This is a genomic window from Glutamicibacter sp. MCAF14, assembly GCF_052114325.1.
GTDB lineage: Bacteria > Actinomycetota > Actinomycetes > Actinomycetales > Micrococcaceae > Glutamicibacter > Glutamicibacter arilaitensis.
In genome coordinates this window covers 161300-181721 of record NZ_JBFREO010000004.1, presented here as the reverse complement: position 1 = coordinate 181721, position 20422 = coordinate 161300, and the positions used below count along the sequence as shown (strand labels likewise).

Below are 20422 nucleotides of genomic sequence, written 5' to 3'. Positions count from 1 at the left end.
CTCCCCCATGACATTGCTAACTCTCGGCAGCCGCAGGTGCCCGGTTAGCTTAAAGCTTCAGCTCGTTGCATCCAGGTACACGGCAGAGCATTCTTCCGGCCGGGGAACGCTGGCAACAGCGCGCCACTGGCGGGCGACGGCATTGCGGCGGCGTTCATGCGCAGCTGCGAGATCGCCTTGCTGCACCAGCAGTTCCCGCACGCGCGCGGCGAGCTGCACGGGCAACTGGCCCAGATGAGTGGGTGGGATCCAGATTTCGGGTTCGTATTCGAGCAGCAGATCATCGAACAGCAATTCAGCGGCCATCCGCGCGTACCGGGCCTCGAGCTCGTCAAGGTATTCTTCCCAAATCCGGATCTGCAGCTGATCGGCGCTAACCGACATTGACGCCGCGTTCAGCAATGCCCGCTGCGGCTGGTGCGGAAGCGGCCAGGTGCCAGGCTTCGCGCAGCGGATCCAGCAAAGCGATGCACTGGCTGGCCAGTTGCGTATCCCGTTTGGTGTTGGCATCAATGAGCAGCTGTGTGGCAAAGGCGTAGATCCCGCGCTGCCCCGGAGCGCCAGACCATTTCGTGTCGTCAAGGGAGGCTGCGAGCTCGGCAATGATCGACTGCGCATGGATCAGGTTTTCCCTGGCCTCGGACCAGTTTTCTTCCTGCAGCGCGGTGCGTGCGCGGTTCAGGTCCAGCAGCAACCGGTCATAGAGCATGGTCAACAGCTTCGCCGGACTGGCGGAGAGGATGGCTTCGCGATTGAGCTGCGCGAGTTTGCGGGATGGGTTGGTCATCACTTGTCCTTGGTGGTGGGCAGGGAGGCTAGTTGCGAAGCAAGGTAGGACTGTTGTGCATTCATGTTGCTCATCTGGACTTCCAATGCCGCGTAGATCCTCTTGAGCGAAGCCTCACGCTGGTCCAGCCGCTGGTCCCAGTCCAGGATTTGGTCATTGAGCCGGTTAATGGCCGACTCCTGGCCCTTGATGCGCGCGGTGATGGCCCCGTCGTATTTGTCGGACAAATCTCTGCTGGCCGCTGAGACCCGCGAAGCAATCGTTGCAACCAGTTGCTGCGCCTTGGCCGGGTCCGCAGCGAGCATCTTGGAGAATTTCTCCGTGTCGAATTCGAGCTTGCCGTCCTTGGTAATGGAAATGCCCGCTTCGGAGGGCGACATGCCGTCGACCGGCAAGTAGGCGGCATCCATGATCCGCTGCTTGATTGAGCGCACCGTGCTATCGCCGGTGAAGATCATTGCCTTAGTCGCCCCGCCGGTGCCGATGCTCACCGCAGAGTTGCCGGCAATGAAGGTGAACAGTCCATTGAGCGAGTCAACCAGGGACGAAACTTCCTTGGCGGTGGCCTCGGCATCCTGGGTGACGGTCAGCTTGACCGGATCGGCAGAGACTTTGGCAACGTCCACGTCGACACCGGGCAGCAGACCGGTGAAGGTGTTCGAGGCGGAAGTGATCTTTTGCTCCGCGGCGGTGCCGGCCCACAGGAGGACCTCCGCATCCTGGGCAGCCTGAATTTGGGTCAGGGGGACGCTGGTCCCGCCGATCTGGAACGAATTGGCCGCGCCGGTACCGGCGGCGGAGAATTGGATCCGGTATTCGCCGTTCCCCGCATCGAATTTGGTTGCCTGGATGCCAGCTTCGGAGGCATTGACCGCGGTAACAACATCATCTATGGATGCTGAATCCGCGGTGATGGAGTATGGCTGCCCGGCGACCGTAATGTTGAATTGATTGCTGTCCCATTGCGTGATGGGATCGGTGACCAAGACCTGGTTTTGTGCCAGCTGCGTCACCGTGATTTCCAGCGATCCCGCGGCGGCGGACTGCGAGGCTTCCAGCGTTACAGCATCGGAACTCGAGGTGGCGGTGAATCGCTGGATGGCGGCCGGATCGGCCAGCTTGGTCGACAGTGCGGCCAGTTCGGCGACCTTGGTGTTCAACGCCTGCAGTGCCGAAACCATGGTTTGCGACGCGTTGACCTTGTTCTTCAGCAGGTTCTGCGGAATGGCTTCGACCTGCATCAGCGAGTTGATCAGGGTCGTGCTGTCCAGGCCACTGGCCAACCCGTCAAGTGATAGTCCCATGGACCTTCGGCTCCTGCATCAAGAATTACTCGTGGTGGGTGGGTCCTCGCGCGTGATTTCCGCAGCGTTCGGATCGCGACGGCGCAAGGTCAAGTTGCTGTGCCGGGCCAAAATGCAGTCAGCCTGCACCTTGGCCCGGCAGCGATCAGCTGGCTGGCGCTTAGCCCAGCAGCTGCAGAACGCCCTGGTTGGACTGGTTGGCCTGCGCGAGCATGGCGGTACCGGCCTGGGACAGGATGTTCGAGCGGGTGAAGGCCACCATCTCCGCTGCCATGTCAACATCGCGGATGCGGGACTCCGCAGCCTGCAGGTTCTCGCGGGTGACGTTTAGCGAGTTGATGGCGGTCTCGAAGCGGTTCTGCACCGCACCGAGGTCCGAACGCGCCGAGGACACATTGGCGATCTGCGTATCCACAGCGTCGATCGCCAGCAATGAGTTGGCGGCGGAATCCACGGTCAGCCCTGAAACAGCCGTTCCAACTGCCAGCACGTCTGCACCGGTCAGGTCGACCGAGATCTGGTCATTGGCGGTAGATCCTGCGCCCACCTGGAAGGTCATGTTGCCGGTGCCGTCGCCGGCCCCGGCACCGTTCAGCAGCGAGATGCCGTTGAAGTTGGTGGAGTTGCCGATTCGGGTGAGCTCTTCGCCAAGGGCGTCGATTTCGGTCTTGATGGCCGCACGCGATTCGCCGTTGTTCGAGTCGTTACCTGCCTGGACGGTCAGGTCGCGAACGCGCTGCAGGATCGAGTGGACCTCTGACAGTGCGCCTTCTGCGGTCTGGATGACCGAGATGCCGTCCTGGGCGTTGCGTGCCGCGACGTTCATGCCGTTGACCTGCGAGCGCAGGCCTTCTGCGATGGACAGGCCTGCGGCGTCATCGGCGGCGCGGTTGATGCGCAGGCCCGAGGAGAGCTTCTCCAGCGACTTGGACAGGTCGTTCTGGGTGTTGGAAAGGTTGCGGTGCGCGTTCAGCGCCGCAGTGTTGGTGTTGATCTGCATACCCATAGTGTTATCCTCCGTGAGAGCGGGTGTTTTAACTGAGGTCCATCCGTGGACTTCAGTGGCAACTATCGGCTCTTGCACGCGGGCGGTTAGCTATTGCTTCTGGTTATACAACCCGGGGGGATCGCAGGACCGCCGGATCGTCATCCAGCAGGGTATCGAGTTTGCGTCCGACCTTGCCCATAGCTCGCCGTGAGAATTCGACAAGGTATTGTTCTCGGCGCAACGCTGCGGATTTGGTCAGGCGCGCTTCGGGAAGGGGTTGCTTCTCGGTGAGGTAGTTGCTCTGCAGTGCTTCATGGAGCAGTTTCATCGCTGCGCTGCGCTGCTGCGACACCGCAGAGTGGGTGACTCCGGATTCAGCGGCGATCTGCTTTACCGTCGCCCCCTCGAAGTAGAGCCGCTGGATCAGGATCCGCATTTTTTCGGGCAAGGACTCAATGGCATGGTTGATTATCTGGCGGTGCTCGCGGTCCAGCAGCTCGCCCTCGGGCGTGCCTTGGCCGGATTCGAGGTAGTCGTACATTGTTTCGTCCAATGCCACCACTGTGCGGGCTGCATCCGTGAGCACGGAGCGGACTTCCGATTCATTCACGCCCAAGGCTGCGGAAAGTTCCGCTGTGGACGGCTGGCGTCCAAGAGCCGCAGTGAGCGTGTCCTGGATGCTGCGAGTCTGGGTGATCTTCTTGCGCGCGCCGCGGGTGGCCCAATCGCCGGCACGCATTTCGTCAGCAAAGGCTCCGAGGATGCGCCGGCGCGCGTAGGCTCCAAAGGGCACCCCGAACGATGGATCGAAGGACTCGGAGGCAGAGATCATGGCTATAGTGCCGACTGAAACCATATCCTCGCGGGAAAGGTGAGTGGCCTTGGCACAGAGTTCGGAAGCAAGGTATCCCACCAGGGGAAGATTGGCCATGACCATCTCATTGCGCGCAGCTAGTTCCATAGCCGAAATCCCTTATCCTCATGCTTCGGGACCGCAAATTCAACGATCCCGAACAACAAACTCATTCAAACCTTAGAGCTTCCCCGGAAAATTATCAAAATATCCAGTTAAGCGCAAAACCCGTGTTTGAAATCCTGCTCGGCAGCAATGGAGCACCCCTCTTCGTGGAGTGCTTTCGCTTAGTTGCCTAACATGTCGAGGCCTTCGACCGATAGTATAAATCACGCGATAGTGTTTACCACTGGGGAATATTGTGGAATCCCGGAATGGAGAATCATGGGCATTCGGGTTAATGAATTATCAGGGTTGCTATTCGAAGAACGCGAGACCCTCGAATTGCTGCGCTTCAAGCTCGAGGAATTGAATTTACTGCTGGTTGCCGGCAAAGCGGAGTGGGTTGCCCGGGCTACCAGTGAAATTGAAAAAGTACTTGAGCGGGTTCACCACGTGGGTCTGAAGCGCGCCTTGGTCGCGCGGCAGGTCGCCAGCGATTGGGATATCAGCCCCGGGGCCACGCTCTCCGAACTCGCCGAGCATGCCCCTGATGGTCCGTGGGGCGAGATCCTCACCTCGCACTTAGGCGCCCTGCGCGAAATCACTGCAGTCATCGCCACTGTCCGGGACTCAAATGCCCAGTACCTCCGGGCAGTTCGCCGCTCCACGCAAGAAGCGCTCTCGAATATCGAGGACCATACTGGTGCCTACGGTCCGACCGGCTCAGCCGGTACCGGCCACGCCGACGCACAAATCATCGACACCAGCCTGTAAGGATTTCAGATGAGCACCTTTGGAAACTTGTACACGGCCCTCTCGGGACTCAACGCCGCGCGAGCCGGCATGGAAATTGCCGGGAATAATCTCGCCAATGTCGCAACCCCCGGCTATACCAGGCAGCGCGCCGAGCTGTCGGCTGCCGAGCCGCTGGCTTCGACCGGCAGGCTTGCCGCGCCGACCCGGGTGGGCCAGGGCGTCGTTCTCTCCGGCATCGCGCGCTTGGCCGACGCGAGCCTCGACGCCAGGGTCCGCGGAACTGTGGCTTTGGCAGCCCAAGGCGACATCGTGGCCCAGTCCATGTCCGACCTCGAAGGCACCCTGCGCGAACCGGGCGAAGACGGCCTCTCGGCTTTGCTGAACAATTTCTGGGCTGGCTGGGACGATGTTGCCAATCAGCCTGGCGAGGCCGGAGCCGCGACCGTGCTGATCCAGACAGCCAGGACCGTTGCCGACCGCATCGGCCAGATGAACTCGGAAATCGAGGTCCAGTGGGCAGCCCGGCGGCAAAACATAGGTACCTGGGTTGCGGACGTGAATTCTTCCGCAACTACACTGGCTGCGCTCAATGGCGAGATCCGTTCCGCCCTCGCATCAGGGAGCGTGCCCAATGCCTTGCTTGACCAGCGTTCCCAGCTTGCCCAGCGCATTGCCCAGCATACTGGAGCTACGGTGCGAGAGCATCCGGATGGAAGCCTCGATGTGCTCATCGACGGTAATCCCCTGGTTACCGGGACCACCGCTCGTTCGCTGGAGCTATCGGGCGGCGAGGCGATGGATGGTGCACCACTGGTTGTCAGCTGGAACCACCGCCCGGGCAGCATGGTGACCTTCGAATCGGGCAGCATTGCCGGCGGGATAGCAGTGCTGTCCACCGTTTCGGGCCCTCTGGCCGCTGCGGCCGCGTCCTTGGACGCAGTGGCTTCCGCCTTGGCTGCCTCCGTCAATGAGGTCCATGCAGCCGGGCAAACAGTGAACGGAGAGGCCGGCTCGGATTTCTTCGAATTCGACACGCAGCATCCGGCGGCCAGCCTGCGCGTGCTGGTTGCCAGCGCAGATGAACTAGCTTCCGCCTCCCCGGGCAACGGGGCGCTGGATGGCTCCAATGCCCAGCAATTGGCCGATCTTGCCAGCAAGGCCGGCGGACCGGATAAGTTGTGGTCCACAATGGTTCTGCACATCGCCAATTCCACGCATTCTGAAGCAGACCAAGCGCTCTCCAGCGCAATCGCTGCGGATGCGGCCCTATCCGCGCGGCATGCCGCCTCCGCGGTGTCCCTCGATGAAGAGAATGTTGCCTTGATCAGCAACCAGCATGCCTTCCAGGGCGCAGCACGCGTACTGACGGCAGTAGATGAAATGCTGGACACCCTGATCAACCGCACTGGACTGGTAGGACGATAGGAATACCGAGATGACGAGAATTACCACCGCCTCCCTGGCTTTCAACTCCGAACGCAATTTAAATGCGGCCGCAGCCCGGTTGGCCAGCATCCAGGACAAGATCGGATCGCACAAGGAAATCAGCCGACCCAGCGACAACCCGGTTGCCGCGGCAGACATCATGGCAGTGCGCGCCGAACAGCGCCGCAATGAACAGTTTGCACGCAATGCTGAGGATGCCAACGGCTGGTTGGCAACCACCGACACAGCATTGGCCACGGCCACGAACCTGATGCAAAAAGTCCGCGATCTGACGGTTAAAGGCGCCAATGACGGGGCCTTGCCGGCCACGGCGCGCGACGCCATCGCTTCAGAACTGGAACAATTGGCCGAGTCGTTGATCTCCGCAGCCAACGCCCAGTACAACGGACGCCACGTGTTCGCCGGCACTTCGGATGCGCCCGCTGCGGTGGGCGAGAACATGGAATTTTCCGCCAGCGCTGCGGTAGAACGACGCATTGGCCCGGCCACGACCATCCGCATCGATTCCAGCGGCACTGCAGCCTTCGGTGAAGGACCAAGCAGCGTCTTCGCCTTGATCGGCGCCATAGCCGCGGACCTGCGCACCGGAACCAATGTTTCGGCACGCATCGCGCAGGTGGACGCGCATCTGCAGAACATCCTAGCCACCCATTCGACCGTTGGCGCACGCCATGCTGCGGTGCTGTCTGCCAGCGAAAGCCTGTTGGCCGATTCGGTAAGTTTGGAAGCCCGCAGGGCCAGCACAGAGGATATCGATCTGGCCTCGGCAATCCTGAATCTGAAAACCCAGGAAGTGGCATACCAAGCCGCGCTATCGGCCGCTGCGCGCACCTTGCAGCCCTCGTTGATGGATTTCCTGAGATGAGCCAGGTGCTGATACCCGCTGCCGCACTGCCCGGTTTTCCCGAAGCTTCCGCCTTGGACCTCAAGCAAGTTGAAGGCGCCGCCGGGCTGTTCTCGGTAACCTCGCAGCAGATGCCGCAATTGCGCTGGTTCGTCTTGGATACATCCATGCATGTTCCCCACTATGCCCCCTCATTTTCCGCCGAGCAGCTGGGGTTGATCGGCAATCCGGATCCTCGTGCCCTGGCAGTACTGGCTGTGGTCACCACCGCCAGGCGGCAGCCGAGCGTGAACCTGTATGCCCCGTTGATCGTCAACATGTCCTCGGGCCAATGCCTGCAGGCATTGCTCGACACCCAGGATTGGCCCCTGCGCTACGATTTGCCCCAGTAGCCATGCCGAGGCTTATTTCAGGCAGCATATCGAGCCTCGAAGCGTTCCGGGAATATTTGACGCATCAACTTGTTATTACATGCATACGCATATAAATTGGTAGCAGGACAAAGCACTTGCACCGTAGCAACAGGAGTGGACATGCAATTCGGAGCATTCTCAGTCAGCGACATCACCCGCGACCCCACCACCGGCCGCATCCCTACCGAAAAAGAGCGCATCGACGCCCAGGTAGCCATCGCCAAGAAGGTCGAAGAAATCGGCATGGATGTCTACGCCATCGGCGAGCACCATAACCGTCCATTCTTCTCTTCATCCCCCACCACCACGCTGGCCTACATCGCTGCGCAGACTAAGCGCATCATCCTTTCAACCACCACCACGCTGATCACCACCAATGACCCGGTGAAGATCGCCGAGGACTTCGCCATGCTCCAGCACCTGGCCGACGGCCGCGTGGATCTGGTGCTCGGCCGCGGCAACACCGGCCCTGTCTACCCATGGTTCGGCAAGAACATGCAGGACTCAGTGAACCTGACCGTGGAGAACTACCACCTGCTGCGCCGCCTGTGGGATGAGGATGTAGTGAACTGGGAAGGAAAGTTCCGCACTCCCCTGCAGAACTTCACTTCCACCCCGCGGCCGCTGGACGATGTGGCACCATTCGTGTGGCACGGCTCGATCCGCACCCCGCAGGTTGCCGAAATCGCCGCCTACTACGGTGACGGCTTCTTCGCCAACAATATCTTCTGGCCAAAGGAGCACTACCAGCAGCTGATCAACCTTTACCGCGAGCGCTACGAGCACTACGGACATGGCCGGGCAGATCAGGCAGTCGTGGGCCTTGGCGGTCAGTTCTACATGGCCAAGGATTCACAGCAGGCAGTCAAGGAGTTCCGCCCGTACTTCGATAACGCCCCGGTGTACGGCCATGGCCCGTCGTTGGAAGACTTCACCGCCCAGACCCCGCTGACCGTCGGATCCCCGCAGCAGGTGCTGGAAAAGACCCTGACCTTCCAGGAGTACTTCGGCAGTTACCAGCGCCAGCTGTTCCTGATCGACCACGCAGGCCTGCCGCTGAAGACCGTGCTGAACCAGCTGGATATGTTTGGCGAGTACGTCCTGCCTGAGCTGCGCAAGGAAATGGAATCCCGCGCACCAAAGGACCTGACGCCAGCTCCTACCCACCAGGGATTGGTTGCTGCTCGCAACGCTAAACTAGAAGCTGAGCAAGCAAACATCAAGGAGCCTGAAGTCAGTGACCGGGACCAGTAATCCAGCAGCCTCATTGAAGGTCACCATCGACGCCTGGGAAGCACTTTTCCGGGCGCAGGTGGCGGTCATGCGTGAAATCACCGCAATGCCCGAGTTCGGCAAGCTGTCCATGCGCGAGTATGACGTGCTTTTCAATTTGCGGACCTGCCCGGGCGGCAAGAGCCGGATGGTGGATTTGAATAAGCAGCTGCTCATTTCGCAGCCGAGTCTAAGCCGCATGGTCAACCGCTTGGAAGACCAGGAGCTGGTGGTACGCGAGGCAGATCCTGATGATCACCGCGCCATGCAGCTCTCGCTAACCGAGAAGGGCCGCAAGCTCCAGCAGGACATCGGCAGGGAGCATGTGAAGCATCTGCACAAGCTATTAGGCTGTGCACTAAGTGAAGACGAATTCCATGAGTTGGAACGCTTGAGCAATAAACTGCGGCAAGCAGTGCAGTAAGCATTCCACGCGGCTCGGAAGGACATGCCATAGGGCTGCTCCTTCCGAGCTCTTGGGCATCTCATGGGATTAGATTGAATCAGCGGAAACTGATCGATCTCGGCGCATAGAAGGCAGAACACTCTTGAAGGACGAAAAGCTACTGGGCTTGGACGAAGCTGCCAGCACCCTGGGCGTAGAAACCAAGGATTTGCGCAGTTACCTCCGCCAGCATCGCCCCAAGGGTGCCGTGCAAAAACCACCACAGCCCGGAGGAAACTGGCATGTGTCCGAATCATTGCTGACACAGCTTCGATTTGCCGGCGCGCCAGCGCTGAACATCGAGCTCAAAGCCATTGATGAGCAAACCATTGAATCCCTGGAATGGTCAGAGTGGAATTCTTTTGAACAGACAGTTGATTCTGCTCCGGTTGCTCCCGGCGTGTACATGTTCCGTTTCGCCGGTGAGTGCGAACGCGGACAAGAACCAATCTACGTAGGCCAGGCCGGTGAGCGCAGCGGCAAAGGAATCAAGGGCCGGCTGAAGATCTACTCCAGCGGCAAGGGCGCTACCTCTGGAATGGGCAAGTACGCCTTTGACCTAGGCTTGGCTGATCCCCAATGGCTGCGCGGACTGCTCGACGAAGCCGAGCGCGGTGAACCGCGCACCATTCAGCAGGTGGCACGCCAGTCCATCGACCGGTTGAATCTTGAGGGTCGCTGGGTGATCTGCATCCACCGCAAGGCCGCGCTGCTGCTGGAAGCCGCCTTGATCCAGAAGCACCACGCCTCTCTATGGAACACGGCCGGTATTCCCAAGGATGCCCAAGCCTAGCCCAACAGAATTATTACCTTCCCTCATTACTCTTGCATCTGCCTGCCAGCGGGTTCACTGTTGAAGTAGCCATCCGGCCACCAGCACACAGGTTGAATCGAGGCTCTTGCCATGGGACCAGTTCATTGCGATGTCACCGTTTCCCTCGACGGATTCTGTGCCGGCGCAAGGCAAAGCATGCAGCACCCGCTCGGTGACGGTGGTGAAGACTTGCACCGCTGGCAGTTCGAGCAAACCAAAGAGAACGCGACCGAGATCGCGGCCATCACCGACGCTTCGGCGTTCATCATGGGACAAAACATGTTCGGCCCGCCGTCGGGCGACGAACAGGCCGACTGGATTGGCTGGTGGGGTGATAACCCGCCGTATCATGCGCCGGTTTTCGTTTTGACCCATCATCACAAGCCGACCCTATGCTTGGAAGGCGGAACTTCCTTCCAATTCATCACCCAGGGAATCGAAGAAGCGCTCTGCCAGGCGCAGGATGCCGCGGGCGAGCGTCCTGTGGCTATCGCCGGCGGAGCTCAAACAATCGTGCAGTTCCTGCGCGCTGGGCTGATTGACGAACTCCGCCTTCATATTGCACCAATCCGTTTGGGGCAAGGTGAGGCAATTACCGTTGAAGACATCGAAATGCATATGGACCGCACGAATCATCGCGAGACCACTCTGGCAACGCATGTCTACTATCAGCGCCGGCGCTAAGTGCCGATTGGGTTATTTGTAGAAATCCTCGCGCAGGTTGATCCCATGCTCCAGCCAGGCTTTCATGGCGGCAAGCATTCCGGTCCATCCTTCACAGTTCCCAAAGGCCGCTTGGATACCGGCGGCAGTAGGTTTCCAACCCGATTCGGTAATCACGACCTTGGTACGTGAGCTCTCGGACTCGGAGGTGAATTCGAAGGTGACGGTGTTCATCCCATCGGACGCGAGCGTTTCCTGACCGCCCCACCGCAATACGATCTTCTTCCCCACTTCTGCTTCAAGAACATGCACCGGAAAAGCGCCGGGATAATCATGGAAATCCCACGTCACCGTAGCACCGGTTGCCAGATATCCTTGGGCTCCACCGGTGGTGAAGTAATGCGAGAGCTGTTCGGTATCGGCAACAGCGTCGTAGACCTGCCTGACAGACTTTGAAATAAAGCCTTTCACGCTAAATGACAGTTCATTGAGTTCTTCGAGCGGTTCCATACTTTATGGTTTACGCCTGATGCCCCGCACAGGCAATGCTTCTGCAAATTTTCAAAGTGAAATTTTAGCGGTCGGAACGAAAAGGCTTGGCATAGTTGAATGTTCCCCGTGGCAGACGGGCCTCGTCGAAAACGCGAACCATGAAGTGTTCGCCCCACGTGCTCTGGGTAGGAATGATTCCCTGCGCTTGCGCTGGGCCGTATCCAAAACGGCGATAGTAAGCCGGTGCCCCAAGTAAGACAATGCCGCTAACGCGTTCTTCCTCGGCCTTGTCGTGAATTTCTTGCATCAGAATCGAGCCGACACCACGATGCTGGTATTCCGGTGCCACGGCCAGTGGACCCAGGCCCAAGAGGGCTTCGCCTTCAACTTCACCCCAGGTTGCAATGACGTGTCCAATCACGGCCGTGTTATCTAATGCCACGATGGAAAAGCGTGAATCATATTGCTCGCAGTTGAACAGGTTCTGCAGCAGCCCGACTTCTTCTGGCTCGACCATCGGATCAATCCCAGCAAACGCTGCATGCGTCAATGCATACACCGCGGCTCGGTCATCGAAGACTTCTGGACGGATACGCATGCACGCAAACCTACCAAATCTCGCGAGTCTAGGAAAATTGATTCCTCGCGTTCATCAACCAATTTGACCCGCTTCCATCCCCACTAGAAGCAAAGATAACGCTGACTTAGTGACGTACTTCAGTTCAATCATTGACTCACTTTTAGTTCCAGTGCTATCCGCGCATCCAAGGCACGGGCATTGCATGAGATTCAGCTTGAACCTGCGGCGCAAGGCTACATGGGCACAAGTGGCACCGGAAATTCGGAGTTCCATCAATTTCGGGAATCCGGAGTGATCACAGGGTTTCACCGCGAAATACGTTGGCCGGTATGCGGCGAATAATCACCTGCCCATCTACCTACCCATTCTCTACCGAATGCACTAACGTCTTGAAGCAAGTAGCTATCAATGATGGAATAGGGGTCGCATCGCTTGACACCTATCACGGAGAATTCCATGACGAAGCCTAGTGCTTTCAAACTTTCCCTTACTGCCACGCTGTCAGCTGCACTGTTCGCCACTCTGCTACCGGCTACGCCAGCGGCCGCTGCGGCACCTGCGCCCGTGAGCATCCAGGTTCAGGCCCCAGCGTTGAGCGTCGACGCATCAGTTCAGATCGCTGCCAAGAAGATCCAGCGCAACCCGGCGAAGGATGATGTCTTCGTCAACAAGAAGTACCCGCTGAGTCCCAAGAAGTATGCTCCCAAGACGGTAGCGATCCAGGGCTCCAACGTACGGCTTCGCTCTTCGGCGGCGAAAGCCTACAACAAGATGGCCAAGGCCGCTGCCAAGGATGGCGTGAAGATCCGTGCAGTGAGCGGCTACCGTTCGTATAACCGCCAGGCCGAACTGTTCAACTACTACACCCGCATTTACGGCAAGAGCTACGCCTCGCGCATCTCTGCGGTCCCGGGAACCAGTGAGCACCAGACCGGCCTGGCCATCGACGTCGGCAATGCCAACGGTGCCTGCGGACTGCAGGCCTGCTTCGCCAACACTCCGGTGGGCAAGTGGGTCGGCAAGAACAGCCACAAGTACGGCTTCATCATGCGCTATGGCAAGGGACAGGAGTCTGTCACCGGCTACTCCTACGAACCATGGCACTTCCGCTACCTAGGCACCTCGCTTGCCAAGAGCTACAAGAGCTCCGGGGCCAAGAGCCTTGAGGCCTACTACGGCGTCTCCGGCAGCAGCCCGAAGAACAACACCAAGAATGCCAAGGGCACCGCACGCACCACGGCCAACCTGAATATGCGCACCGGGGCTGGCACCGGCAACCGCGTCTTGCTGACCATCCCACGGGGCAAGAGCGTGCAGCTGACCGGTTCGAAGAAGTCCGGCTGGTACCAGGTGCGTTACAGCTCCCGCACCGGTTGGGTTTCAGGCAAGTACCTGAGCAGCATTTCAATGCCTTCGAAGCCAAAGAAGGAATCGAAGAAGAGCACCCCGAAGCAAAACACCAGCAATGCCAAGTCTGCAAAGACCAGCGCAAACTTGAACATGCGCACCGGGGCGGGCACCAGCCATCGCGTTGTCCTGACTATCCCGCAAGGCAAGAAGGTCGCCATTCGCGGGGCAAAGAAGTCCGGCTGGTACCCAGTGAAGTACGCAGGCAAGAACGGCTGGGTCTCAGGTACCTACCTGCGAAGCTTCTCCTCTTCGACTCATTCTCCGAAGTCCTCCGACCCCAAGTCCTCGAGCTCTGCTTCCAAGAAGACCATCGCGAACTTGAACATGCGCAGTGGCGCCGGAACGAGCAAGCGAGTGATCCTCACTATTCCCAAGGGCAAGAAGGTGAGCATCCGCGGGGCGAAGAAGTCCGGCTGGTACCCAGTGAAGTACGCAGGCAAGAACGGCTGGGTGTCAGGCAAATACCTGCGTTGATCTCCTGCATGAATGCCTGGCCTTGGAATTCCATTCCAAGGCCAGGCATTTTGCTTTAATTCCCAGCGAACAGTTGCTTCGGCCTAGTCGTTCAAGGCGCTGTAATCCAGCGCTCCGCCTCGGGCCGAGGAACCGTGGGTTTCCACGTGGATGTGGTCCATGTGCCTGCTGGTGTCGTTCCAGTTCTTGGACAGGTGCGTGCCGTACTTGCCCGAAGTCGAGTACGGTTCCCAGCCCTTTTGCGCACCAAGCCAGATCTGGTCCTGCCAGATCAGGTAGCTGACGCCGAGCTGACTGCGGTTATCGATCAGGAATCGGGCGATGCGGTCGCCAGCTTGGACGCCGCCAGCGCTGTTGTAGCGGGAAATCATCACATCCACGGCCCGTCCAGAGCTGTGCCCTACCGAGCCTGGACGAATGGTTCCGAAAGACGTGTAGTCTCCGCTGAACAGCCGGCGGACGGTGTCCATGACCCGCTGGGTGTCAGGGCGCACGCTCTTGATCTCGGCGGTTGGCTTGCCAACAGAAAGGTACTTGGAACTGACGTAACCGGTGCCTTTGGAAGAAGTGACTTTGGACCACCCTGAGGTGCTCAGGTGTACGGTGAGCTTCTCGCCCTTAGAGATGACGCCCAGGGAACGGTGGTTGACGCCAGCCCCGGAACGCAAGTTCAAATTTGTCTTGGTGTAGCGGGCGCTGCCGCCTGTGGGGCTAATCTGATGTTCCGACTGCGGCTTGTCGCGCTCTACCGGGGTCGCGTCATGCTTGTTCGAATCGGGGGCCTTGGAAACCAGATAAGCGCTGCTGGACCAGCCTGCGCCCTTGCTGGAGCGGACCTTGGACCAGCCTCTGGAGGTTGCCAGGACGGCGACTTTCTCGCCCTTCGGGATCACGCCGATGGAACGATGGCTGGTACCAGCTCCGGCACGCAGGTTCAGGAAAGCTGAAGCGTATGCGTACTTCTGGCTCTGCTTTGGGGCCGAAGGCTTTTCTTGTTTCTTCGGAATGCTTGGCTGCGCACTGCTGCTCAGGTACAGGCGGCTGACCCATCCGCTGCCCTTGGAAGAAGTCACCTGGGCCCAGTTGCCCGATACCCGGTGCAACGTGACCTTCCCACCCTGGGGAATTACTCCTAGGGAACGGTGATTGGTGCCAGCTCCAGCGCGCAGGTTCAAATTGGCTGTGGTGAAGCGAGCCGTTTGGCTCGGAGTTTTCGATGCACCGGCCAGAGCATGGAGGTAGGAGTTGTGGGACCAGCCGGTCATCCCGGAGTAGCGGACTTTATCCCAGGATCCTTTGGTATCAAGCACGGCTACCTTGGCGCCATTGGGAATGACTCGCAGGGTGCTTGATTGCAACGTGGACTTAGCTCGCAAACGCAGGTTTGCGGTGGTCCGCTTGGCCACCGAAGACTTCACGGACTTGATTGCAGGCCCGGTTGCCGGCAGCGCGCTGGGCACTTGGGAAGCCGCAACGGGTGCGGCATACGCTTGCGCGCCGGTTCCGACGGTCATGGTCATGGCCAGTGCCAGCGCAGCGGTGCGTCCAGGAATCTTCATAAGCCCTTCAACTTCATCCTCGGAAGCCAGATTTCCTGCGCGCCACTCAGCACAGCAGTGGACTGAATGGTTGGTGCAGGATGGAAATGGCAGTGCATTTTCTCCAGGAAATCCCGGTTACTTGAAACTCCAAAAGAGTATTCTCAAGGCAACTTTGCCATATTCGAGGCCGTCAAGCATCCTCAATGCCAAAGTCGGTCTCTTGAACAGGTCCATAAGTGAGTAGGATTACGCCTTCAGTGCGTTCAGCCCAACAGCCCCGAAACGCAGGAGACAACCGCCGAAGCGACCTGGCTGATCTCGTTTTCTTTCGCTGTGCGGGTGCACGACAGTCGCAGGGCCGTATGCGCCAGCTGTTCGTCATACCCCATGGCGGTCAGCACCGCTGACGGTTCGGTTGAGCCAGCCGCGCACGCCGAACCCGATGAGCAGAGGATTCCCTTGCGTGCCAGCTCGATGAGCACCGTTTCACCGGCGGTCTGCGGGAAGACAAAGGAAACGATGCCGCCCACTCGGTGGACGGGGTCCCCCGTGAGCTGCACGCTGCCTGGGTGCTTGGCGTTGAGTTCTTTGAGGATCCGTTCGATCAGGTATGGGCCGAAATTTGCACCAAGGCCCGCTTCACGCTGTGCGGTCGCTGCCTGCAGAGCCACGGCGATGCCTACAGCGGCCGCCGGATTTTCAGTTCCAGACCGCATTCCCCCTTGCTGCCCGCCACCGTGCAGCAGTGGCACGAAGCGATGCTTGGCAGATAGGTACATTGCCCCGCTGCCCTTGAGACCTCCGATTTTGTGTCCCGAAATGCTCAGCGCATCCACGGCGGCACACAATGGCTTCAGATCAATCCACCCGGCACCTTGCACTGCGTCGGTGTGCATCAGGGCTCCGGCCTCATGGGCCCGTTCGGCAACTGCAGCCACCGGCTGGATGGTCCCCACTTCATTGTTTACGGCCATCACCGATACCACTGCAACATCGGTGTCAATGAGTTCGCCCGCTGCTTTCAGATCAACGAGGCCCGTGCCGGTGACCGGGATGATCCGGTGTTCAAATCCATGGAATTCAACAAGATACTTGCAGGCTTCCATTACCGCTGGATGCTCCACCGAGCTGCACACCACCACTCGTCCCCGGGGGTTGGCCAAGGCCGCCCCGATGACCGCTGCGTTGGCTCCTTCGGTGCCGCCGGAAGTAAAATAGACTTCCTCAGCTGCCACGCCTAGTTGGCCGGCTACCTGCGTGCGGGCCCAGTCGTTGGCTCGTTTGGCCTGCTGCCCGGATTCGTGCAAAGATGCCGGGTTACCGAAGTCCTTGGTCAATAACGGGTTGATCATGTCCAGAACGTTTTGCCGAGGTGGCGCAGTCGCTGCGGCATCCATGTAAATCATGCAATAACCATATCCAGTCCAAGGTCAATTGCATTCACCGAGTGGGTAATAGCGCCCGAGGAGATGACATCAACGCCGGCTTCAGCAACAGCCGCGACGGTTGACGCGTTGATGTTTCCGCTGGCTTCCACCACTGCCTGCCCATCGATCAGTTCAATGGCTGCCGGGATATCTGCAGGATCAAAGTTATCCAGCATGATGATGTCTACTCCGGCGGCGAGCACCGGCGGAATCTGTTCAATGGAATCCACTTCAACTTCCATCGAAGTGGTGTGTCCTAGCCGTGCGCGAACTGATTTCAGCGCCGCGGTGAGTTGTTCTCCGTTGTCCAACAAGGCCAGGTGGTTGTCTTTAGCCATGAAAGCATCAGAGAGGTTGTCTCGGTGGTTCACCCCGCCACCGCATCGCACCGCATAGCGTTCAAGGACGCGCAGGCCTGGAGTAGTTTTGCGGGTATCGACAATTCGGGCTTTGGTATGTGCCACGAGGTCCACAAGCTGCGCCGTTGCGGTGGCGATAGCGCTCATGCGCTGCAGCAGGTTCAGTCCCACGCGTTCTGCGGTCAGCAGACTGGCTGCCGGACCGGTTACCTTGAGCAAATCGTCCCCTGCCTCGAACTTTTCCCCCTCGGGAATCAGTTGCTCAACTTCCAGCTGGGCATCAACCAGGTGCATGGTCCGGGTGAATACATCTCCGCCGGACAGCACGCCGGGCTGGCGCGCCTTGACCACTGCGGTAGCTCGGGCATCTTGCGCAACGATAGTCAGTGCGGTGATGTCGCCACGCGGGTTATCCTCGGCGAGCGCCAGCTCGATGATGCGGTCCATAGCCGCTACGGGTACCGGGTGGATCAAAGTGTTCACGCGTTCATTTCCTTGCTCAAAAGGTTCTCATTGTTCAGCTCGCTGGGGCGCAGGGTCCAGCCATAGCGAATCCCTGCGCCAGCGTTGCCGGAAAGGTTCTTCGGTGCGTCCACACGGTGGTGTGCGCCCAGGCTTTCGGTACGTGCAATGGCGCCTGCGGTGATGATCCGCGCGGTGATCCATAGATTGCGCAGTTCAGCTTGTTCGCGCGCGGTTGCGGCTACCGGTGCGCCCTTTGCCAGCAGCTGCGCCATTTCTTCGAGATCGTTTGCGGTTCGATGGACCCCGAGTTTGGCGCTGGCGGCCGTTTGCAGCTGTTCAAGGCCTAATGGCGCTGCTGGGTTGGGCGTATCGATCTGCTGGATGCTCAGTGGATCGACCTCGCAGCCGGCAGCTGGCGAATCGCCGCGTATGGCGGTTACGGCACCTCGGGCAAACACCATCGCTTCCAGCAAGGAGTTGCTGGCCAGGCGGTTGGCCCCGTGAACTGTCGTGTTGGCGCATTCGCCGGCCGCGTAGAGCCCGGGCACTGAGGTTCGCCCTGCGGTGTCGGTATAGATTCCACCCATGAAGTAGTGCTGGGCGGCAACTACTGGGATCAGGTCGTGTGCCATATCCAGCCCGGTTCCGTCCTTGGCGCAAGCGGCGAGCCTGGCGGTGATGGAGGGGAATCGTTTGGCTAGGAATCCCGCTCCCCGGGATTCTTCTACCGCCCGGGCATCGAGGTAGACCCGGTGCCCTGCTTGGATTTGTCCATGGATGCCGCGAGCTACGACGTCGCGTGGTGCCAGTTCGGCGTCCGAGTGGATCTCTGCCATGAAGCGCTGCCCGGTTTCATTGACCAAGATGGCCCCTTCTCCGCGGACGGCTTCGGAGACCATGCCGGCTGTTGGATACTGGGCCGGGTCAACCAAGGTCGGATGGAACTGGATGAATTCGGCATCAGCAATCACTGCACCGGCTCTGGCTGCAAGGCCAATACCGTCGGCAGTTGCTCCCTGCGGGTTGGTGCTAGCAGCATAGAGCTGGCCCAGGCCTCCGGTTGCCAGAAGCACTGCGTGGGCAGGCAGGCTCTGCTCGCCATCGTGGCGCAGGTACTTCACCCCGGTGACTTTTCCATCCTGCAGTTCCAAATCGGTGACAACAGCATCTTCAACGATGCGCAGCTTATGCTCTGCTTCCAACGCACGTACGGCGCGAACTAAGGCGTGCACCATCATGGCGCCGGTGGCATCTCCCTCGATATGCAAAATACGGTGTGCACTGTGTGCCGCTTCCAGACCCAGCTGATAGGTGCCGGCTTCATCACGGTCAAAGTTCACCGCATATGATTCCAAGGCCTGGACCAGCTCGTCGCTTGCCGAACACATGTATTGCACCGGGCCCACCCCGCAGTGCCCTGCGCCAGCGCTGAGCGTATCGGCCACGTGCTTGGCAACGGAGTCTCCGTGGGAAATCGAAGCTGCGGTGACAGCAGAGAGTCCGCCCTGGGCGAGCTTGGAGTTCGAGTCTCCCAGCTTGTCCTTGCTCAGCACGATGGGGTTCAGACCCAGTTCAACGCCTTGCAGCGCCGCGCATAAACCGGCCACCCCGGAACCTACGATCACCAGTTGCGGTGATGAGTTCTCTTCCCGGTTCATGGCTTGGCGGCCAGCATGCGCTCCAGAGCGATCTTTGCATCACCCTGCTGATCTTTCGGAACGGTGATCTGATTGACCACTCGCCCGGCCACGAGTTCTTCCAGCACCCAGGCGAGGTAGCCGGGGTGGATGCGGTACATGGTGGAGCACGGGCAGATCACCGGGTCCAGGCAGAAGATGGTGTGCTGCGGGTACTGCGCGGCCAAACGGTTCACCATGTTGATTTCGGTGCCGATGGCAAAGGTTGTTGGCTCGGTCGCGCCTGCGATGGCCTTCTGGATGTAGTCGGTGGATCCGGCTTCATCTGCTGCATCCACTACTTCCATGGGGCACTCTGGGTGCACAATGACGCGTACGCCCGGGAATTCCTGACGGGCCTTGGCGATCTGGGCAGGGTTGAAGCGCTTATGCACCGAGCAGAAGCCGTGCCACAAAATGACTTTGGCATCATGCATGGTGGCTTCATCATTGCCGCCCAGAGCCTTGCGCGGGGTCCACATGGGCATCTGCTCCAGCTCAATGCCCATGGCCTTGGCGGTGTTGCGTCCCAGGTGCTGGTCGGGGAAGAACAAGACTCGGCGTCCACGTTCAAAGGCCCACTCCAGTACGGTGGCGGCATTCGAGGAAGTGCACACCAGTCCCCCGTTGCGTCCAACGAAAGCCTTGAGTTCAGCCGAGCAGTTCATGTAAGTCACCGGAATGACCGGCATCCGTCCGTCGTCTTCTTCATCCTTGTACAGCGCGGTGAGTTCTTCCCAGCACTGCTGGACGCTGGGGCCATCGGCCATATCCGCCATGGAACAGCCGGCTGCCAGGTTGGGCAGGATGACCGCTTGGTCCTCACGGCTGAGGATATCGGCGGTTTCGGCCATGAAGTGCACACCGCAGAAGACAATGGCTTCTGCCTTGTCTCGGGTCAATGCCGCATTGGCCAGCTGGAAGGAATCTCCCACGAAGTCGGCGTACTTGACCACTTCATCGCGCTGGTAGAAGTGGCCGAGGATCACGGCCTGATCCCCCAGTGTTGCCTTGGCGGCCACGATCCGCGCGTCCAATTCCTCGTCGCTGGCCTTCAGGTATTCCTCGGGAATCGAACCTTGCACCGGGTAGCCGGAAGGAATCTGGTCTTCTTGGGATGCGCCCGGACCGTATCCGGCTGGTGTGTCCCACGGGCTGGCCGCGAGGTCTGAGGAACAGGTGGACTCCGGTGCCAGCAGGTTCAGCCGGGCAATGTTCTGGGCGACCGAGCCGGTGGCTTCAGCGGTTTGGGTGAGATGCGAGTTCATGAGGTCCCCTTTCGCGGGGTTGTTCAGCGTGCTTGGCGTGGTT

Annotated in this window: 21 protein-coding genes; 9 read left to right on the top strand and 12 right to left on the bottom strand. The window is 59.6% G+C overall.

The window, feature by feature from the left end:
- Positions 1-57: 57 nt before the first annotated feature.
- From AB4Y71_RS08320 to AB4Y71_RS08300, 5 genes are all read right to left on the bottom strand, one after another.
- Positions 58-384: a hypothetical protein gene (locus AB4Y71_RS08320; RefSeq protein ID WP_441719506.1), complete on the bottom strand. Its 327-nt coding sequence runs from the start codon at positions 382-384 to the stop codon at positions 58-60.
- Positions 374-787: a flagellar export chaperone FliS gene (gene fliS / locus AB4Y71_RS08315; RefSeq protein WP_441719503.1), complete on the bottom strand. Its 414-nt coding sequence runs from the start codon at positions 785-787 to the stop codon at positions 374-376. Before fliS ends, AB4Y71_RS08320 begins: the two co-directional genes overlap by 11 nt.
- Positions 787-2091 carry a flagellar filament capping protein FliD gene (gene fliD / locus AB4Y71_RS08310; RefSeq protein ID WP_441719500.1) on the bottom strand — a complete coding sequence of 435 codons (1305 nt, stop codon included), beginning with the start codon at positions 2089-2091 and terminating at the stop codon, positions 787-789. Before fliD ends, fliS begins: the two co-directional genes overlap by 1 nt.
- Before the next feature lie 160 nt (positions 2092-2251).
- The gene (locus AB4Y71_RS08305; protein WP_441719497.1) at positions 2252-3097 is read right to left on the bottom strand and encodes a flagellin N-terminal helical domain-containing protein; all 846 of its coding nucleotides are present in this window, start codon (positions 3095-3097) and stop codon (positions 2252-2254) included.
- Between the two features lie 103 nt (positions 3098-3200).
- Positions 3201-4040 carry a sigma-70 family RNA polymerase sigma factor gene (locus AB4Y71_RS08300; protein ID WP_441719494.1) on the bottom strand — a complete coding sequence of 280 codons (840 nt, stop codon included), beginning with the start codon at positions 4038-4040 and terminating at the stop codon, positions 3201-3203.
- A 276-nt stretch (positions 4041-4316) separates the two neighbouring features.
- On the opposite strand from AB4Y71_RS08300, the gene AB4Y71_RS08295 reads away from it, so the two are divergent.
- The 8 genes from AB4Y71_RS08295 to AB4Y71_RS08260 all read left to right on the top strand — a co-directional run bounded on the left by AB4Y71_RS08295 (position 4317) and on the right by AB4Y71_RS08260 (position 10708).
- The gene (locus AB4Y71_RS08295; RefSeq protein WP_441719491.1) at positions 4317-4808 is read left to right on the top strand and encodes a flagellar protein FlgN; all 492 of its coding nucleotides are present in this window, start codon (positions 4317-4319) and stop codon (positions 4806-4808) included.
- A 9-nt stretch (positions 4809-4817) separates the two neighbouring features.
- The gene (flgK, locus tag AB4Y71_RS08290; protein WP_441719488.1) at positions 4818-6215 is read left to right on the top strand and encodes a flagellar hook-associated protein FlgK; all 1398 of its coding nucleotides are present in this window, start codon (positions 4818-4820) and stop codon (positions 6213-6215) included.
- A 10-nt stretch (positions 6216-6225) separates the two neighbouring features.
- Positions 6226-7101 (top strand): flagellar hook-associated protein FlgL, encoded by an 876-nt coding sequence (gene flgL, locus AB4Y71_RS08285; protein ID WP_441719486.1) that lies wholly within the window; start codon positions 6226-6228, stop codon positions 7099-7101.
- Positions 7098-7472, top strand: coding sequence for a flagellar assembly protein FliW (locus AB4Y71_RS08280; RefSeq protein WP_441719483.1), 375 nt, complete (start codon positions 7098-7100; stop codon positions 7470-7472). The genes flgL and AB4Y71_RS08280 overlap by 4 nt, the downstream gene beginning before the upstream one ends.
- A 141-nt stretch (positions 7473-7613) precedes the next feature.
- Positions 7614-8747, top strand: a complete 1134-nt coding sequence (locus AB4Y71_RS08275; protein WP_441719480.1) for an LLM class flavin-dependent oxidoreductase — start codon at positions 7614-7616, stop codon at positions 8745-8747.
- Entirely contained in the window at positions 8731-9189 is a 459-nt protein-coding gene (locus AB4Y71_RS08270) for a MarR family winged helix-turn-helix transcriptional regulator (RefSeq protein ID WP_441719477.1), read from the top strand. The genes AB4Y71_RS08275 and AB4Y71_RS08270 overlap by 17 nt, the downstream gene beginning before the upstream one ends.
- 124 nt (positions 9190-9313) lie before the next feature.
- A complete protein-coding gene (locus tag AB4Y71_RS08265; protein WP_441719474.1) occupies positions 9314-10003 on the top strand; it encodes a hypothetical protein in 690 nt (229 codons plus the stop codon).
- A gap of 111 nt (positions 10004-10114) precedes the next feature.
- On the top strand, positions 10115-10708 hold the full coding sequence (locus AB4Y71_RS08260; protein ID WP_441719471.1) for a dihydrofolate reductase family protein: 594 nt from the start codon (positions 10115-10117) through the stop codon (positions 10706-10708).
- Between the two features lie 12 nt (positions 10709-10720).
- Here AB4Y71_RS08260 and AB4Y71_RS08255 read toward each other — a convergent pair whose 3' ends face one another.
- Together AB4Y71_RS08255 and AB4Y71_RS08250 are read right to left on the bottom strand one after the other, a co-directional pair.
- The gene (locus tag AB4Y71_RS08255) at positions 10721-11197 is read right to left on the bottom strand and encodes an SRPBCC domain-containing protein (protein WP_441719468.1); all 477 of its coding nucleotides are present in this window, start codon (positions 11195-11197) and stop codon (positions 10721-10723) included.
- 64 nt (positions 11198-11261) lie between these two features.
- Positions 11262-11777 (bottom strand): GNAT family N-acetyltransferase, encoded by a 516-nt coding sequence (locus AB4Y71_RS08250; protein WP_134780421.1) that lies wholly within the window; start codon positions 11775-11777, stop codon positions 11262-11264.
- A gap of 546 nt (positions 11778-12323) precedes the next feature.
- On the opposite strand from AB4Y71_RS08250, the gene AB4Y71_RS08245 reads away from it, so the two are divergent.
- Entirely contained in the window at positions 12324-13643 is a 1320-nt protein-coding gene (locus AB4Y71_RS08245) for a D-alanyl-D-alanine carboxypeptidase family protein (RefSeq protein WP_441719465.1), read from the top strand.
- Between the two features lie 83 nt (positions 13644-13726).
- On the opposite strand, the gene AB4Y71_RS08240 is transcribed toward AB4Y71_RS08245, so the two are convergent.
- The 5 genes from AB4Y71_RS08240 to nadA form a co-directional block, all read right to left on the bottom strand.
- Positions 13727-15202, bottom strand: coding sequence for an SH3 domain-containing protein (locus AB4Y71_RS08240; RefSeq protein ID WP_441719462.1), 1476 nt, complete (start codon positions 15200-15202; stop codon positions 13727-13729).
- A 245-nt stretch (positions 15203-15447) separates the two neighbouring features.
- Positions 15448-16590 carry a cysteine desulfurase family protein gene (locus tag AB4Y71_RS08235; protein WP_441719459.1) on the bottom strand — a complete coding sequence of 381 codons (1143 nt, stop codon included), beginning with the start codon at positions 16588-16590 and terminating at the stop codon, positions 15448-15450.
- Positions 16587-17453 (bottom strand): carboxylating nicotinate-nucleotide diphosphorylase, encoded by an 867-nt coding sequence (gene nadC, locus AB4Y71_RS08230; protein ID WP_441719456.1) that lies wholly within the window; start codon positions 17451-17453, stop codon positions 16587-16589. The genes AB4Y71_RS08235 and nadC overlap by 4 nt, the downstream gene beginning before the upstream one ends.
- Positions 17450-19093, bottom strand: coding sequence for an L-aspartate oxidase (locus AB4Y71_RS08225; protein WP_441719454.1), 1644 nt, complete (start codon positions 19091-19093; stop codon positions 17450-17452). Before AB4Y71_RS08225 ends, nadC begins: the two co-directional genes overlap by 4 nt.
- Positions 19090-20379 carry a quinolinate synthase NadA gene (gene nadA, locus AB4Y71_RS08220; protein WP_441719451.1) on the bottom strand — a complete coding sequence of 430 codons (1290 nt, stop codon included), beginning with the start codon at positions 20377-20379 and terminating at the stop codon, positions 19090-19092. The genes AB4Y71_RS08225 and nadA overlap by 4 nt, the downstream gene beginning before the upstream one ends.
- Positions 20380-20422 lie beyond the last annotated feature (43 nt).

What these genes read in the sequence shown, in the direction of transcription:
- AB4Y71_RS08320 (WP_441719506.1), bottom strand. Translation starts at nt 384, where the DNA reads ATGTCGGTTAGCGCCGATCAGCTGCAGATCCGGATTTGGGAAGAATAC.
- fliS (WP_441719503.1), bottom strand. Translation starts at nt 787, where the DNA reads ATGACCAACCCATCCCGCAAACTCGCGCAGCTCAATCGCGAAGCCATC.
- fliD (WP_441719500.1), bottom strand. Translation starts at nt 2,091, where the DNA reads ATGGGACTATCACTTGACGGGTTGGCCAGTGGCCTGGACAGCACGACC.
- AB4Y71_RS08305 (WP_441719497.1), bottom strand. Translation starts at nt 3,097, where the DNA reads ATGGGTATGCAGATCAACACCAACACTGCGGCGCTGAACGCGCACCGC.
- AB4Y71_RS08300 (WP_441719494.1), bottom strand. Translation starts at nt 4,040, where the DNA reads ATGGAACTAGCTGCGCGCAATGAGATGGTCATGGCCAATCTTCCCCTG.
- AB4Y71_RS08295 (WP_441719491.1), top strand. Translation starts at nt 4,317, where the DNA reads ATGGGCATTCGGGTTAATGAATTATCAGGGTTGCTATTCGAAGAACGC.
- flgK (WP_441719488.1), top strand. Translation starts at nt 4,818, where the DNA reads ATGAGCACCTTTGGAAACTTGTACACGGCCCTCTCGGGACTCAACGCC.
- flgL (WP_441719486.1), top strand. Translation starts at nt 6,226, where the DNA reads ATGACGAGAATTACCACCGCCTCCCTGGCTTTCAACTCCGAACGCAAT.
- AB4Y71_RS08280 (WP_441719483.1), top strand. Translation starts at nt 7,098, where the DNA reads ATGAGCCAGGTGCTGATACCCGCTGCCGCACTGCCCGGTTTTCCCGAA.
- AB4Y71_RS08275 (WP_441719480.1), top strand. Translation starts at nt 7,614, where the DNA reads ATGCAATTCGGAGCATTCTCAGTCAGCGACATCACCCGCGACCCCACC.
- AB4Y71_RS08260 (WP_441719471.1), top strand. Translation starts at nt 10,115, where the DNA reads ATGGGACCAGTTCATTGCGATGTCACCGTTTCCCTCGACGGATTCTGT.
- AB4Y71_RS08255 (WP_441719468.1), bottom strand. Translation starts at nt 11,197, where the DNA reads ATGGAACCGCTCGAAGAACTCAATGAACTGTCATTTAGCGTGAAAGGC.
- AB4Y71_RS08250 (WP_134780421.1), bottom strand. Translation starts at nt 11,777, where the DNA reads ATGCGTATCCGTCCAGAAGTCTTCGATGACCGAGCCGCGGTGTATGCA.
- AB4Y71_RS08240 (WP_441719462.1), bottom strand. Translation starts at nt 15,202, where the DNA reads ATGAAGATTCCTGGACGCACCGCTGCGCTGGCACTGGCCATGACCATG.
- AB4Y71_RS08235 (WP_441719459.1), bottom strand. Translation starts at nt 16,590, where the DNA reads ATGATTTACATGGATGCCGCAGCGACTGCGCCACCTCGGCAAAACGTT.
- AB4Y71_RS08225 (WP_441719454.1), bottom strand. Translation starts at nt 19,093, where the DNA reads ATGAACCGGGAAGAGAACTCATCACCGCAACTGGTGATCGTAGGTTCC.
- nadA (WP_441719451.1), bottom strand. Translation starts at nt 20,379, where the DNA reads ATGAACTCGCATCTCACCCAAACCGCTGAAGCCACCGGCTCGGTCGCC.